13 protein-coding genes and 1 pseudogene are annotated in these 14,807 nt (G+C 43.2%); all 14 read left to right on the top strand.

Annotation, left to right across the window (positions count from 1 at the left end; translation table 11 throughout):
- Positions 1 to 8: 8 nt before the first annotated feature.
- The 14 genes and pseudogenes from JOC28_RS06920 to JOC28_RS06985 all read left to right on the top strand — a co-directional run bounded on the left by JOC28_RS06920 (position 9) and on the right by JOC28_RS06985 (position 14,754).
- Entirely contained in the window at positions 9 to 956 is a 948-nt protein-coding gene (locus JOC28_RS06920; RefSeq protein ID WP_205009968.1) for an aldo/keto reductase, read from the top strand.
- A 17-nt stretch (positions 957 to 973) separates the two neighbouring features.
- On the top strand, positions 974 to 1,492 hold the full coding sequence (locus tag JOC28_RS06925; protein ID WP_205009969.1) for an NAD(P)H-dependent oxidoreductase: 519 nt from the start codon (positions 974 to 976) through the stop codon (positions 1,490 to 1,492).
- A gap of 105 nt (positions 1,493 to 1,597) precedes the next feature.
- The gene (locus JOC28_RS06930) at positions 1,598 to 2,512 is read left to right on the top strand and encodes an amidohydrolase family protein (protein ID WP_205009970.1); all 915 of its coding nucleotides are present in this window, start codon (positions 1,598 to 1,600) and stop codon (positions 2,510 to 2,512) included.
- 9 nt (positions 2,513 to 2,521) lie between these two features.
- On the top strand, positions 2,522 to 3,172 hold the full coding sequence (locus tag JOC28_RS06935) for a putative quinol monooxygenase (RefSeq protein ID WP_205009971.1): 651 nt from the start codon (positions 2,522 to 2,524) through the stop codon (positions 3,170 to 3,172).
- 118 nt (positions 3,173 to 3,290) lie between these two features.
- Positions 3,291 to 3,812 (top strand): hypothetical protein, encoded by a 522-nt coding sequence (locus JOC28_RS06940; RefSeq protein ID WP_205009972.1) that lies wholly within the window; start codon positions 3,291 to 3,293, stop codon positions 3,810 to 3,812.
- Between the two features lie 58 nt (positions 3,813 to 3,870).
- Positions 3,871 to 4,251 carry a DUF1149 family protein gene (locus tag JOC28_RS06945; protein ID WP_205009973.1) on the top strand — a complete coding sequence of 127 codons (381 nt, stop codon included), beginning with the start codon at positions 3,871 to 3,873 and terminating at the stop codon, positions 4,249 to 4,251.
- Positions 4,251 to 5,093, top strand: a complete 843-nt coding sequence (locus JOC28_RS06950; protein ID WP_205009974.1) for a DegV family protein — start codon at positions 4,251 to 4,253, stop codon at positions 5,091 to 5,093. The genes JOC28_RS06945 and JOC28_RS06950 overlap by 1 nt, the downstream gene beginning before the upstream one ends.
- A 32-nt stretch (positions 5,094 to 5,125) precedes the next feature.
- On the top strand, positions 5,126 to 5,893 hold the full coding sequence (gene dapB, locus JOC28_RS06955; RefSeq protein ID WP_205009975.1) for a 4-hydroxy-tetrahydrodipicolinate reductase: 768 nt from the start codon (positions 5,126 to 5,128) through the stop codon (positions 5,891 to 5,893).
- Positions 5,890 to 7,092, top strand: a complete 1,203-nt coding sequence (locus tag JOC28_RS06960) for a CCA tRNA nucleotidyltransferase (RefSeq protein ID WP_205009976.1) — start codon at positions 5,890 to 5,892, stop codon at positions 7,090 to 7,092. The genes dapB and JOC28_RS06960 overlap by 4 nt, the downstream gene beginning before the upstream one ends.
- An 88-nt stretch (positions 7,093 to 7,180) precedes the next feature.
- Complete coding sequence (locus JOC28_RS06965; protein ID WP_205009977.1) at positions 7,181 to 9,052, top strand: ABC-F family ATP-binding cassette domain-containing protein; 1,872 nt, start codon at positions 7,181 to 7,183, stop codon at positions 9,050 to 9,052.
- Between the two features lies 1 nt (position 9,053).
- A pseudogene (locus JOC28_RS06970) lies at positions 9,054 to 9,533 on the top strand (GNAT family N-acetyltransferase).
- Positions 9,534 to 9,955: 422 nt separating this feature from the next.
- Complete coding sequence (locus JOC28_RS06975; RefSeq protein WP_205009978.1) at positions 9,956 to 11,695, top strand: ABC transporter ATP-binding protein; 1,740 nt, start codon at positions 9,956 to 9,958, stop codon at positions 11,693 to 11,695.
- A 1-nt stretch (position 11,696) separates the two neighbouring features.
- Entirely contained in the window at positions 11,697 to 13,469 is a 1,773-nt protein-coding gene (locus tag JOC28_RS06980; protein WP_205009979.1) for an ABC transporter ATP-binding protein, read from the top strand.
- 265 nt (positions 13,470 to 13,734) lie between these two features.
- Positions 13,735 to 14,754 (top strand): low temperature requirement protein A, encoded by a 1,020-nt coding sequence (locus JOC28_RS06985; protein ID WP_205009980.1) that lies wholly within the window; start codon positions 13,735 to 13,737, stop codon positions 14,752 to 14,754.
- The last annotated feature ends 53 nt before the right edge of the window (positions 14,755 to 14,807 follow it).

A 14,807-nucleotide genomic window follows, 5' to 3' on the forward strand; every position in this document is an offset into this window, starting at 1 on the left:
TAAAAACAATGTCAAAAAATGAAGCAAAAATCGCACTCGGAACTTGGTCATGGGGCGCAGGAATGTTCGGTGGAGACATGGTCTTCGGAAATAGTCTCGGTCGTGAAGACTTGGTGGAAGTTGTTGATGAGGCTATGGCAAAAGGGCTTAATCTCTTCGATACAGCCTATGCCTACGGTGTCGGAGATTCAGAACGTATCTTGGGTCAACTCCTCAGCAAGTATGACCGTGATCAAGTGGTTATTTCAGACAAGTTCACGCCAGGTATGCAAAATGATGATGCTGAAAATCCTCTTGTTGATATGCTAGAAGGTTCACTTGAACGTTTGGAAACTGATTTTATAGATATCTACTGGATTCACAATTCTGCTGATGTCGAACGTTGGACACCGCTCTTGGTAGATGCAGTCAAATCAGGTAAAGTTGGTCGTGTCGGAGTGTCAAACCACAGCTTGGACCAAGTCAAACGTGTCCAAGAAATCCTTGCACCACACGATATCAAAGTTTCAGCCATTCAAAACCACTTCAGTCTTCTCTACCGCAATTCAATCCAAGACGGTCTGCTTGATTACTGTAAGGAAAACGATATTCAATTTTTCTCATACATGGTCTTGGAACAAGGGGCACTCTCAGGTAAATACAGCGAAAGCAATCCACTCCCAGCTGATTCTAACCGTGGTAAAACCTACAACCCACTCTTTCCAGCTCTTAAAGATCTTCTAGCAGGTCTTGAGAAAACAGCTGAAAAATACCAAGCAACTGTGGCTCAAATTGCAACCGCATGGGCTATTGGGCGTGGAACAACACCAATCCTTGGTGTTACCAAAGTTGAACAAATCGACGACGCAGCTAAAGTAGCAAGTATCAACCTTGCTGCTGAAGATGTTGCTTATCTGGAAGAACTTGCTATCGCATCAGGTGTTGATACACGTGGTGGATGGGAAGGTCAAGCTTAAGAGAAAGAGGAATTAACATGACAACAAAAGTATTTTTATTTCACCCAAATGTAAATGGACAATCACGTGCTAATAAAGCCTTGGCTGACGCTGCTAGTCAAGCTGGTATCGAAGTCCGTGACTTGTACAATCTCTACCCAGATTTTGCTGTGGATGCTAAGGCTGAGCAGGCTGTTTTGGAGGAGACTGATCGTATTGTCCTCCAATTTCCAATGTATTGGTACTCATCACCAGCTCTCTTGAAGCAATGGGAAGATACTGTTTTGGAATATGGCTGGGCTTATGGCTCAACTGGTACTGCCCTTCAAGGTAAAGAAGTGATTTTGGCAATAACCCAAGGTGCTGGCGCTGATGCTTACACGCCTGAAGGACGTTTCCAAATCACGACAGAAGAACTCCTTAAACCTTTTGAATCTATCCGTTTCTACACAGGACTTGTCTTCAAAGACGCCTTCGTCCTACCAGGAACTCTCAATATTTCTGATGAGGACTTGCAAGCAGCTGCCAAAGCATACGTTACTCACATCACAAAATAAAAAACGAGCCTGCCGATTAAGTTCGGACAGGCTTTTCGGAAATTATCTAAGAATTCAAATTGTGTTATACTAGATTTGATAATAGCTTTTAGAAAAGAGATTCCTATGACCAAAATAGATGTATTTGCCCACGTTCTCCTGCCTGATTTTTATCAAAAGATGCTCATGTTGGACAAGGACTTGGTGCAGAAGATGCCCTTTATCCAAAATCCTGTTCTGACTGATATGGACAAGCGCCGTGCGACCATGCCTGCTGACACTAAGCAGATTATTTCTTATGTCAATGCCAATCCAGAGGATTATATGGCTGGAAAAATGGCTGCGCTTTTAGTCACAAAGGCAAATGTAGAATTGCTTGAAACCGTCAAAGCCAACTCAGACATCTTTGCTGGTGGCGTGGCTATGCTTGCTATGAATAATATTCCTGAGGCAGTTCGTGTCATTAAGGAGTTTATCCCAGCTCATCCAGAGATTTTGGGAGTTCAGCTCTTTAGCAGACATCTTGGAAAATCCTTGGCAGATGAGGACTTCAGACCTGTTTTTGAAGCCTTGGCTGAGACTGATACACCAGCTTGGCTCCATCCTGTTTTTGACGAGCGTAAGCCAGATAATAATATCGTCTTTTCATGGGAGTACGAGCTGACTCAGACCATGTTGGAGCTGGTTCAAGCCAACTACTTCCAAGACTTCCCAAATCTCAAAATCATTGTTCACCATGCAGGTGCAATGGCGCCATATTTTGCAGGGCGTATCGATCATATTCTGCCAGAATCTCAAGCAGCTGACTTCCGTAAATTCTATGTCGATACGGCTCTTTTGGGAAATAGCAAAGCTCTTGAACTTTGTGTGGACTACTATGGTGTGGAACGTGTGCTCTTTGGTACGGATGCCCCTCTAGGAATCATGCCTGCTGGCGCTGGCGATGTGATTTCAGAAGCCATCCAAGCTCTGCCGTTGACACAAGAAGAAAAAAATACCATCTTTTATCAAAATGCTCAAGACTTGCTTGGGCTAGACTAGGAGAATCCTATGGAAGTAATTTTTCGTCTCTTTAAGCTAGGGCTAAATCTGGACTATCAAGACCAGTATGCTCAAGTCGGTTATGACAATCTCAGCAACTCCATTGAGAAGGAGGCTGGTACGCTTGCCATGTATGTCAATCATGTGGAAAATGACCTGACTCAACAGGTTGTTGTTGAAGTTTACCGTGATGATGCTGCCTACCAAGAACATGTGGCGTCAGACCACTTCAAAGCCTTCGCTAACTTGGCAGGTCAAGCGCTAACCAGCCGTCAGGTAATCACTTTAAGAGATCGTAAGTTGCTTGAAAAAGAAGAAGCGCTCCGCTCCTTATCAGGAAATACCTACTGCGTCAAACTGGCTCAAGTAAGGGTCAAAGGAGGTCAGGAAGAGGCTTTTGCAGACTCAGTTCTACCAGAGATGGAAGCTGCCATAGTAAAAGAAGAAGGTGTTCTCGTTATGCTGGCAGGACAAGATGCAGAAAACCCACAAGATTGGTATTTCTATGAGGTTTATCAAGACCTAGCAGCCTATGAAAGTCACCGTGAAACAGAGCATTTCAAGACCTATATCGAAGAAACAAAAGATCTCTTGGAGGAAAAAGAACTGATCCAATTGATTGGAGATTTGTTGGTTAACCAAGGTGGCTTGAAATCTTAATAGTATATATGAGGCTAGCACAGCTAGTCTCTTTTACTTCTCTTTAAAAATTAAAAAATCTGAGTAATTTAGGATTTGGATTTAGCGCTCGTCTCAATTCTCTGTTATAATAGTCATTATGAAAACTTTTACTGAGATTTATGCTGGGCACGAGGAGATGCCCTATATTGCTCCCAAGTATGAAGAGGAGCTGCGTGATAAGCCTATTGCCAAGCGTCAAATGGTTCGCACAGCAGAAGGTCTTTTGCCTGGTCACATCATTCTTTTGTGGCGCATTCAATTTGGCTCCTTTACAAATGAGTCCTCCTTCCATAAGTATTTTTACACCACTTATGGGATTGATGCGGAAAAAGAGCTGAGCTTTTTGATAGAAGAGGGCTATGTTGAGGTGGAGACAGCATTTGAGTCACTTCGTTTCTTGACAGCTCCGCGCTTGAAAAATATTCTCAAGGAGAAAGAAGTCAAGGGTCTCTCCAAAATGAAACGTGAGGATCTTGATGCCAAAATAGCAGAGCTTTTCACAGAAAATGACCTAACACAGCTATTTTCACAGAGAGCTTACCGCTTGACCGAAAAAGGTCGTCAGGCGCTAGACAAGCATCCTGAAATCGTTGCCAAACATCCGCAGAAGAAGTTTTAATTTAAAGAAAACTATGCTATAATAGTTAGTAATTGTACAGATACAAGGAGAAAGAATAATGGAATTAGTCCGCGAAAAAGAATTTGTTAATCAATATCACTATGACGCTCGTAACTTGGAGTGGGAGAAAGAAAACGGTACACCTCAAACCAACTTTGAAGTAACCTTCCAATTGGTTAAGAAAGATGAAGAACGCAACGCTACAACAATCGTTGCTGTGCTTCAATTCACAATTGTTCGTGATGAATTTGTCATCTCAGGTGTTATTTCACAAATGGTTCACGTTAAGGGACGTATCGTTAATGAACCAAGCGAATTTTCACAAGAAGAAGTTGAAGGTCTTGCAGCACCGCTTCTTGATATGGTACAACGCTTGACTTATGAAGTGACTGAAATCGCCTTGGATCGTCCAGGTGTTAAATTGGAGTTTAAAAACTAATGACTTTAGCAGTTATTACAGACTCTTCAGTTAATCTGCCTGAAGATCTTAAAAATCATGAACATCTATACAGTTTAGATATTCCGATTTTCTTGGATGGTGAGACCTATGTTGAAGGAAAAAATCTTGAGCAAGCGGTCTTCTATGAGAAGATGGCTGCATCTAAGGAACTTCCCAAAACAAGTCAACCAAGTTTAGCAGATTTTGATGAACTATTGTCAGATTTTGAAGAAAAAGGCTACGATCAAGTGATTGGTCTCTTTCTTTCAAGTGGTATTTCAGGTTTCTGGCAAAACAGTCAGTTTTTGAAGGATGAACATCCGAACTTGACCATGGCTATTCCAGACACTAAGATTACGGCAGCCCCAATGGGTGCTATGGTCCGTAATTGTTTGGACTGGTCGCAGGATGGAGTGGAATTCCACGAGATTTTGTCACGATTGACCCAGCAGATTGATGGGACTCGTGCCTATATCTTGGTTGATGACCTCAACCATCTGGTTAAGGGTGGTCGCCTGTCAAACGGCTCTGCTTTATTGGGAAACCTGCTTTCTATCAAGCCGATTTTAGAGTTTGATCAGGAAGGAAAGATTGTTGTCTTTGAGAAGGTTCGTACTGAGAAGAAGGCCCTTAAACGCTTGGCTGAATTAGCTCAAGAACCAGTTGCTCAAGATACAGAGTTCATGATTTTACATACCAATGCGCAGGCAAAAGCAGAGCAGTTCCAAGAGCAACTGGCTACTATCGGAGTGACTGATGTTTCAGTTGCACCGCTATGTGCTGTGATTGCAACTCACCTCGGTGAGGGAGCTGTCGTGCTTGCCTACACACCCAAATTTTAGAAAAATTGCAACCAAAAGAAGGAGTGTTTACCATGAGTATTAAGGTTATTGTTGCCGGTTTTAAAGGCAAAATGGGATCAACAGCAGTTGACATGGTTAAGGGAGATAGCGAGCTTGAATTGGCTGCCCTCCTTGATCCATTCGCTCAAGAAAAAGAAGTAGATGGCGTACCAGTCTTTACAAGTAAAGAAGACCTTGTCGGTTTCGATGCTGATGTCTGGGTTGATTTTACCATGCCTAAGGTTGCCTATGAAAACACTCACTTCGCTCTTGAAAATGGCTTCGCTCCTGTAGTTGGGACAACTGGTTTCACTGAGGAACAAATCGCAGAATTGATTGCCCTTTCTAAGGAGAAAGGTCTCGGTGGCTTGATTGCACCAAACTTTGCGATCGGAGCTATTCTCTTGATGGAATTTGCTGCTAAGGCTTCAAAATATTTCCCAGACCTTGAAATCATCGAACTTCACCATGATAAGAAGAAAGATGCGCCTTCAGGTACTGCCGTTAAGACAGCTGAGCTCATTCGTGAAGCACGTGATTATAAAAAACAAGGTGCAGAGGACGAAGAAGAGACACTTGCTGGTGCACGTGGTGCGGAGTTTGACGGTTTCCGTATTCACTCAGTGCGTTTGCCAGGTTTGGTTGCCCATCAAGAGGTTATCTTTGGAGCGCAGGGTGAAGGTTTGACACTTCGTCATGATTCTTACGACCGCATTTCCTTTATGTCAGGTGTTAACCTTGGTATCAAAGAAGTGGTCAAACGTGACCAACTTGTTTATGGTTTGGAACATTTACTATGAGATTAGAGAATTTGCCTTCTGAGTTTCAGAAGGCTTTGCCAATATTAGAAAAAATTAAGTCAGCAGGCTATGAGGCCTACTTTGTCGGTGGAAGTGTCCGTGATGCTCTGCTAGACCGACCAATTCATGATGTGGACATCGCATCGTCATCTTACCCACAAGAAACCAAGGCGATTTTCGATCGAACAGTTGATATTGGGATTGAACATGGGACAGTTTTGGTCCTAGATCAAGGTGGCGAGTATGAAGTGACGACCTTCAGGACTGAGGATGTCTATGTGGACTACCGCAGACCGTCAAGTGTCAACTTCGTTCGCTCTTTGGAGGAAGACCTCAAGCGTCGTGATTTTACCGTCAATGCTTTTGCTTTGGATGAAAATGCTCAGATTATTGATAAATTCAATGGTCTGGCTGATTTAGACAAAAAACTTCTGCGTGCTGTTGGTAAGGCAGAGGAGCGTTTCAATGAGGATGCTCTGCGTATTATGCGAGGTTTGCGTTTTTCAGCAAGTCTCGACTTTGACATCGAAGCGACAACCTTTAAAGCCATGCAGACCCATGCGCCACTCTTGGAAAAAATTTCCATCGAGCGTAGTTTTATCGAGTTTGACAAGCTGTTGACTGCTCCGCATTGGAAAAAAGGCTTGCAGGCTTTCAAAGATAGTCAGGCTTATCTGTATCTGCCTGATTTGGAAAATAGCCAAGCTGACTGGGATGAATTTTGCACTAGCTATGAAGATGGCGTGACCTTTTCATCATCTGAGCAGGCTTGGGCTGCGCTGATTATCGCCTTGAAGGTTAAGGCTGTTAAGCCCTTCCTCAAAAAATGGAAGACTTCAGTTCAGTTTCAGAAAACGGTTGAATCCTTGGTGACCATCTATCGTTATCGTCAAGATCAGGAGCATGGGCTGCGCCAGCTTTATCAGTATGGGCGTGACTTGATTGAGGTTGCTGAAGACTTGAGGCAGTATCAAGGACAGTCGGTTGATTTTGAGAAAATAGCAGAGCTGGATGCAGCTCTGACTATCCATGACAAGCACGATATTGTAGTCAATGGTGGAATGCTGATGGCTGAGCTTGGTCTCAAACCTGGTCCAGAACTGGGTAAGATCCTTAGTCAAGTCGAATGGGCCATCGTTGATGGACAGCTGGCTAACGAGAAAGAAGCGATCTTTGACTTTATCGCTAAGCAAAAATAAAACTGCAGTAGCAGTAGAAAAATGACATAAAGCAAGAGTCCGAGAGTTTTCCCAGACTCTTTCTTCGCTATAAAAGGAAAATAAAAAGATGGCAGATTTTATTGTTGAGAAGTTGAGTAAGTCCGTTGCGGATAAGACGGTTTTTAAGGAGATTTCCTTTATCATTCATGATTTGGACCGTATCGGGATTATCGGTGTTAACGGAACTGGTAAGACGACTCTTTTGGATGTGATTTCTGAGAAAATCGGTTTTGATGGTGATGTGTCACCCTTTATCAAGGCAAATGATTATAAGATTGCCTATCTGACTCAAGAGCCAGATTTTGATGATAGTAAGACGGTGCTTGACACGGTTCTGTCATCTGATTTGCGTGAGATGGTCTTGATTCGTGACTACGAGCGTCTCATGGCTGATTATTCAGAAGCCAATCAGGAAAAACTGGAAAAGGTCATGGCTGAGATGGATTCTCTTGATGCTTGGGCTATCGAGAGTGAGGTCAAGACAGTCTTGTCTAAGCTGGGTATTTCTGATTTGACGCAGAAGGTGGGCGACCTGTCTGGTGGGCTTCGTCGTCGTGTTCAGCTGGCACAAGTTCTCTTGAACGATGCGGATCTCCTGCTTCTAGACGAGCCGACCAACCATTTGGACATCGACACCATTGCTTGGCTGACTAATTTCCTTAAGAGCTCGAAGAAGACCGTCCTCTTCATTACCCATGATCGTTATTTCTTGGACAATGTGGCTACGCGAATCTTCGAACTTGACCAGAGTAACTTGATTGAGTATCAAGGAAATTATCAGGATTATGTCCGTTTGAAAGCAGAGCAGGATGAGCGTGATGCGGCAGCTATGCACAAGAAAAAACAACTCTATAAGCAAGAGTTGGCCTGGATGCGTACACAACCGCAGGCGCGTGCGACTAAGCAACAAGCCCGTATCAACCGCTTTAATGACCTCAAAGGTCAGGTTCATCAGGCGACAGATAATACAAATCTTGAAATCAATTTTGAAACTAGTCGAATCGGTAAAAAGGTGGTCAATTTTGAAGAGGTTTCCTTTGCCTATGACAATGGTAAACAAATTCTCAATGATTTTAGTCTCATCATCCAGAACAAGGATCGTATCGGAATTGTCGGAGATAATGGCGTCGGAAAATCGACCCTTCTCAATCTGATGACAGGAGATTTGCAGCCGACTGCTGGTCGTTTGGATATCGGCGAGACCATTCGTATCGGTTATTTCTCTCAGCAGATTAAGGATATGGATGAGAGCAAGCGTGTTATCACCTATCTTCAGGAAGTCGCAGATGAGGTCAAGACAAGTGTCGGTTCAACTAGTGTGACAGAGTTACTGGAGCAATTTCTATTCCCACGTTCAACCCACGGCACACAGATTGCCAAGCTGTCTGGTGGTGAGAAAAAACGCCTTTACCTCTTGAAAATCCTTATCGAAAAACCCAATGTTTTGCTCTTGGACGAGCCGACTAACGATCTTGATATTGCGACCTTGACTGTCTTGGAGAATTTCCTAGCTGGTTTTGCAGGTCCTGTTATCACGGTTAGTCACGACCGTTACTTCCTGGACAAGGTTGCCAACAAGATTCTGGCTTTTGAGGATGGCTCTATCCGTGAGTTCTTCGGCAACTACACAGACTACTTGGATGAGAAGGCTTTCTTGGAAAATAGCTCCGCTATTGCTGCCAAAAAATCAGCGCCAAAAACCGAGAAGGTCAAGGAAGACAAGAAGCGCATGAGCTACTTCGAAAAGCAGGAGTGGGCGACCATCGAGGACGAGATTGCGGCAATCGAAGAGCGCATCGAAGAAATCGAAGCTGACATGCAAACCTGCGGCTCAGACTTCACCAAACTAAGCGACCTCCAAAAAGAGCTGGACGAGAAGAACGAAGCACTACTTGAAAAGTATGAGCGCTATGAGTATCTGAGCGAGTTGGAGGGGTAAAATGACAGAAATCCTCAGACCGATTGAGTTTTCTGACAATGCTAAAGTAGCGAGCTTGATTCGTGAGAGTCTGGAAAAAGAAGGCATGGCTCGTCCTGGAACCGCCTACTTTGATCCTCAACTCGACAAGTTGGCAGACTATTACAACTCTCAAGAGCGAGCAGCTTACTTTGTCATACAAGAAGGCGAAGACATTATTGCATCAGGAGGTTTTGCGCCTGTCACGGATACAATAGCAGAGCTCTAGAAACTCTATGTGGACAACGGGCTGAGAGGGAGAGGGCTTTCCTCAAAACTCTTACAAAAAATCTTTGAAGTAGCTAAAAATCAAGGTTACAAGCAAGTCTATCTTGAAACTGCCGCGGAGCTAGCAGCAGCTATTTCAGTCTATGAATATTTTGGTTTTAAGCATCTTCAAGCTCCTATTGATAACGGTGCAGGACATAATGCCATGGATATATGGATGCTGAAGGAGCTTTGAGGGGTTGATTTACAGGAAACTTATAAAACGAAAAGAATTGAACACAGCCTACGAGCAGTGCAAAAAAGATAACGACGCTTAGACGCTATGGCATCGTCGTTGTAGTTTTACGTCGTAGGCGTCTGGTGCTGAAGCACCTAGTCACCCTGACGTGGGTGCGTCTGCGAAATCGAAGATTTCGGACTTTTGAAGAAAGCTTTGCTTTCTCTATGTCCCACCTTTAACTGTCTCCCAGACAGTTAAAGCATATTTTTGCTTTGCTTGTTTAACGGCTTTTGTATCTTGTTTTAGAAAGGAATTGAACACGGGACTAATTCCCTAGAAGAAAAGATGAACTTCCTAGTTTCTGGCGACACGGTGTCAGTTCCCTATTTCTTTACGGTAATTTCCAGCAAGCTGGATCGTCCCTTTGTATCTTAATTATGAATTTAATTTGGTCTTATCTTAAGAAATATCCTAAGTGGTTGGTTTTAGACTTGCTGGGTGCTTTCTTGTTTGTTGTGGTCAATCTGGGATTGCCGACGGTTTTGGCTCGGATGATTGACCAAGCGATTACACCCAATGATCCTCAGGCATTGACTTTCTGGGCGACTATTATGGCGCTGGTTGTCGTTGCAGGTATCATTGGGCGGATAACGCTTGCCTATGCGGCGGGTCAGTTGACGACCAACATGGTCAAGGTCATGCGTAATGATATGTATGCCAAGCTTCAGACCTATTCGCATCATGAGTACGAAAAAATTGGTGTTTCCTCTTTGGTTACTCGTATGACCAGCGATGCATTTGTTTTGATGCAATTTGCAGAGCAGTCATTGAGAATGGGTGTGGTGACACCTCTGATGATGATTTTTTCTCTGGTTATGATTTTTGTGACCAGTCCATCCTTGGCATGGACAGTTGCAGTCTTTATGCCTTTTCTAGTTTGGGTAGTGGTCTATGTTGCCATCAAAACCAAGCCTTTATCAGAGAAACAGCAGAAAACGCTAGATAAAATCAATCAGTATGTCCGTGAAAATCTGACAGGACTTCGTGTTATTCGAGCTTTTGCTCGTGAGGATTTCCAAGAAGAACGTTTCCATGGTCAGAATGAAAGCTACGCTGACACCTCACGCCGTCTCTTTACTCTGACTGGTTTGACTGAGCCACTCTTTGTACAGATTATTATTGCCATGATTGTTGCTATTGTTTGGTTTGCGCTTAAACCTCTGGCAAATCAGACGCTACAAATCGGTGACTTGGTTGCCTTTATCGAATACAGCTTCCATGCCCTCTTTTCATTTCTTATGTTTGCCAATCTCTTTACCATGTACCCAAGAACAGCGGTTTCTGCAGGTCGTATAGAAGAGGTTATGAGTATGGACATTTCAATCGATCCTAATGAAAATGGTGTGACTGAAACGGACAAACGTGGCTATCTGCAATTCCAAAATGTGACCTTTGCCTATCCAGGTGAGACAGAATCACCAGTCCTACATGATATTTCCTTTGAAACGAAACCTGGTCAGACCATTGCCTTTATCGGCTCAACAGGTTCTGGGAAGTCATCTCTGGTCAATTTGATTCCACGTTTCTATGATGTGACGCTTGGTAAAATCTTGGTAGACGGTGTGGATGTTAGGGACTACAATCTTAAATCACTTCGTCAGAAAATCGGTTTTATTCCACAGAAAGCTCTGCTATTTACCGGAACTATCGAAGAAAACCTCAAGTACGGTAAGAGCGATGCCAGTCAGTCAGACCTAGATTTGGCAGCGGATGTTGCTCAGGCTATGGAGTTTATCCAGAGTCGTGAGGATGGCTATGAGACCCACTTGGCTGAAGGCGGTGCCAATCTGTCAGGTGGACAGAAGCAGCGTCTGTCAATCGCACGTGCAGTTGTTAAACAGCCAGATATCTATATTTTTGATGATTCTTTCTCAGCCTTGGATTACAAGACGGATGCGACCCTTCGCCGTCGTCTCAAGGAAGTTACGGGTGATGCGACCGTGCTTATCGTTGCCCAGCGTGTGGGAACAATCATGGATGCTAACCAGATTATCGTCCTAGATGAAGGCAATATCGTTGGTCGAGGCACTCATGAGGAATTGATGAAAACGAACGATATTTACCGTGAAATCGCCAATTCTCAGCTTAATAACCAATCTTTGACGGAGGAAAACTAATATGAAATCACAAAATGTCTTTATCCGTCTCTGGAGCTACCTCAAAAACTACAAGTTGGCTTTATTCTTAGCAATCTCACTTAAGATTGTGAGTGCTGTCATGAATGTCTTGGAGCCTTTTGTTCTGGGTCTTATCATTACAGAGTTGACTAAGAATATCGCAGCTATTGTGCAGGGAGTGCCTGGTGCGCAAATCAATGCGGGCTACATTGCCATCTTGCTTGGTCTCTACGCTCTGCGTGCGCTTTTCTATGAAATTGGTTCTTACGGTTCCAACTTTTATATCACACGTGCGGTGCAAAATACCATTCGTGACCTTCGTCAGGATTTGAGTCAAAAAATCAATCGTATTCCAGTTTCTTACTTTGACAAGCATCAATTTGGAGATATGTTGGGACGATTTACCTCTGATGTTGAGACGGTATCAAATGCTCTGCAGCAATCATTTTTGCAGGTTATCAATGCAGTGATGACTTTGATTTTGGTTATTGCCATGGTGCTCTACCTCAATTTCCAGCTGGCACTTGTTGTCATTATTTCAATGCCACTGACCTATTTTTCAGCTCAGTTTATCCTCAAAAAATCACAGCCTTTCTTCAAACGTCAGGCAAATGTCCTCGGTGACATGAATGGTTTTGTGCAGGAAAATCTAACTGGTTTCAACGTTATCAAACTCTATGGACGAGAAGAGGCTTCAGCTCAGCAATTTGCCCAAATCACCGACGAGCTTCAGGAAGTCGGCTTCAAGGCCAGCTTTATCTCTGGGGTTATGATGCCGGTGCTGCACGCTATTTCTGACTCGGCTTATCTCATTATCGCCGTTTGGGGCGGTCTTAAGGTAATGGCAGGGCAGTTAACGATTGGTAATCTCCAAGCTTTTGTTCAGTATGTTTGGCAGATTAGTCAACCAATCCAGACGCTGACGCAGTTGGCAGGTATGCTTCAATCAGCTAAATCTTCCTTGGAACGTATCTTCCAAGTTTTGGATGAAGCAGATGAGCTCAATCAAGTGACTGAAGAAATTGAGGGCAATCTAACGGGTCAAGTCAGCTTCAATCATGTTGACTTCCAATATGTTGATGGAAAACCACTTATCAAGGATTTCAATTTGGATGTTGAACCTGGTCAGATGATTGCCATTGTTGGTCCGACAGGTGCTGGTAAGACAACTCTGATTAACCTTCTCATGCGTTTCTACGATGTGACAGATGGCTCGATCACTGTTGATGGTCATGACATTCGTAACCTATCACGCCAAGCCTATCGCAGACAGTTTGGTATGGTTCTCCAGGATGCTTGGCTCTATGAAGCCTCTATCAAAGAGAACCTTCGTTTTGGTAACCTAGATGCGACCGATGAAGAAATTATCGCTGCTGCCAAGACTGCCAATGTAGATCATTTCATCAGAACACTTCCTGGTGGTTACAATATGGAAATGAACCAAGAGTCAAGTAACATTTCTCTCGGTCAGAAACAGCTCTTGACCATTGCGCGTGCGCTTTTGGCTGATCCTAAGATTCTCATCTTGGACGAGGCGACCTCATCAGTTGATACACGTTTGGAACTTCTGATCCAGAAAGCCATGAAACGCCTTATGGAAGGACGCACCAGCTTCGTTATCGCTCACCGCCTCTCAACCATTCAGGAAGCAGATAAAATCCTTGTCCTTAACCAAGGACAAATCATGGAACAAGGTACTCATGAAAGTCTTCTAGAAGCAAAAGGTTTCTACCATGACTTGTACATGAGCCAATTTGCTAAACAGGCGGAATAATCAATTTACTAAGGAGTGGGTGAAAACTCACTCTTTTGCCTTGTCCCCTATCTTATGATAGAATAGATAACGGTTTTATTGAAAAAATTCGTTTAAATAGCTAGTAGTGAAAGCCTGATATGGCTTTTGTATCATGTTTTTTGAACACGGGCTACGGACGGTGTCAAAAAGATGAACATTTCCTAGACGCTTTGCGTCTTCGTCAAGTTCCCTATTTTGCCTGTGTCCGCTTACCACCCTCTGTATCATTCTTTAAGGAGTTTTTATGTCTTCGCTTATCAAGCATAAGAAGGTTGAGCTGACTGAACTTTTCTATGATTTGGTTTATGTTTATGCCATCAGTCAAACGACTGCCCTTATTCACCATATCCATCATGGCATTGTTGCAGCATCTTCATTCTTTTATTTCTTTATTGGTCTGGTTATCCTCATTAATTCATGGATGGTTCAGACAGTTTATACCAATCGTTTCGGTAAAAATTCAATCCGAAATATCGTTTTCATGTTTATTCAGATGGTTTTCTTGCTCATGTCTTCCAAGGCGATTTCAGGTGACTGGTCTGAAAACTTTGCTCACTTCATCTTGCCATTTTCTGGTATTTCCTTTACTCTGTTGATTCAATACATCATGGAATACCAAGCTAGTCAAGAAAGTTACAAGAAAGACATGATCAGACCTTACTTTTATATCCTATCGATTCGAGGTCTGTCGCTGGCTGTTTCTGCCTTTCTACCTTTCTACCTTGGTTTGACAGTAGCTGCCTTGGGGGTTGTTCTGACTTGGCTTTTACCTGGTCTGTTTACGCATTCTCAAAAAAGGATTGTGCAGGAGGAGGAGACAGGAATCAACTTTCCTCACTTGGCTGAACGCCTCTCTCTTCTGGTTATCATTACCTTCGGTGAAATGATTATCGGGATTGCTGATTATTTTTCAGTTGAAAGTCTGTCCTGGGCTTCCCTTCTGATTTTTATCATTGTAACCAACCTTTTTATGGTTTACATCGCTGAGATTGACCACATGTTGGATGAAAACCAGCCAGGAGCAACTGGAAATGGTATGATTTACTCGCATTATCCTATCTTTATCGGACTTAGTTTTGTGACCGTTTCATTATCCTTCTTGGGGAATCACGAGGCTAACAATTACTTCGCCTTTAGCCTCTTTTATCTTGGAGCTTTCCTCTTTACGGCTGGTGTTCTCCTGCATAAGCCTTACAACAAAGAGAGCCATCGTTTTCCAACAGCTCTTATTTTCTACCAATTGTCAAGTATTTCAATGCTTTAAAGAGAAAATAATTTTTAGACAGTAGATATTTTGAGATTACTATCTGATTTTTG

This window comes from Streptococcus loxodontisalivarius (genome assembly GCF_016908645.1).
GTDB lineage: Bacteria > Bacillota > Bacilli > Lactobacillales > Streptococcaceae > Streptococcus > Streptococcus loxodontisalivarius.

Bases quoted from the DNA above. Each gene is read 5' to 3' on its own strand.
- JOC28_RS06935 (WP_205009971.1), top strand. From the start codon at position 2,522: ATGGAAGTAATTTTTCGTCTCTTTAAGCTAGGGCTAAATCTGGACTAT.
- JOC28_RS06930 (WP_205009970.1), top strand. From the start codon at position 1,598: ATGACCAAAATAGATGTATTTGCCCACGTTCTCCTGCCTGATTTTTAT.
- JOC28_RS06920 (WP_205009968.1), top strand. From the start codon at position 9: ATGTCAAAAAATGAAGCAAAAATCGCACTCGGAACTTGGTCATGGGGC.
- JOC28_RS06985 (WP_205009980.1), top strand. From the start codon at position 13,735: ATGTCTTCGCTTATCAAGCATAAGAAGGTTGAGCTGACTGAACTTTTC.
- JOC28_RS06960 (WP_205009976.1), top strand. From the start codon at position 5,890: ATGAGATTAGAGAATTTGCCTTCTGAGTTTCAGAAGGCTTTGCCAATA.
- JOC28_RS06950 (WP_205009974.1), top strand. From the start codon at position 4,251: ATGACTTTAGCAGTTATTACAGACTCTTCAGTTAATCTGCCTGAAGAT.
- JOC28_RS06975 (WP_205009978.1), top strand. From the start codon at position 9,956: ATGAATTTAATTTGGTCTTATCTTAAGAAATATCCTAAGTGGTTGGTT.
- JOC28_RS06945 (WP_205009973.1), top strand. From the start codon at position 3,871: ATGGAATTAGTCCGCGAAAAAGAATTTGTTAATCAATATCACTATGAC.
- JOC28_RS06980 (WP_205009979.1), top strand. From the start codon at position 11,697: ATGAAATCACAAAATGTCTTTATCCGTCTCTGGAGCTACCTCAAAAAC.
- JOC28_RS06965 (WP_205009977.1), top strand. From the start codon at position 7,181: ATGGCAGATTTTATTGTTGAGAAGTTGAGTAAGTCCGTTGCGGATAAG.
- JOC28_RS06940 (WP_205009972.1), top strand. From the start codon at position 3,291: ATGAAAACTTTTACTGAGATTTATGCTGGGCACGAGGAGATGCCCTAT.
- JOC28_RS06925 (WP_205009969.1), top strand. From the start codon at position 974: ATGACAACAAAAGTATTTTTATTTCACCCAAATGTAAATGGACAATCA.
- dapB (WP_205009975.1), top strand. From the start codon at position 5,126: ATGAGTATTAAGGTTATTGTTGCCGGTTTTAAAGGCAAAATGGGATCA.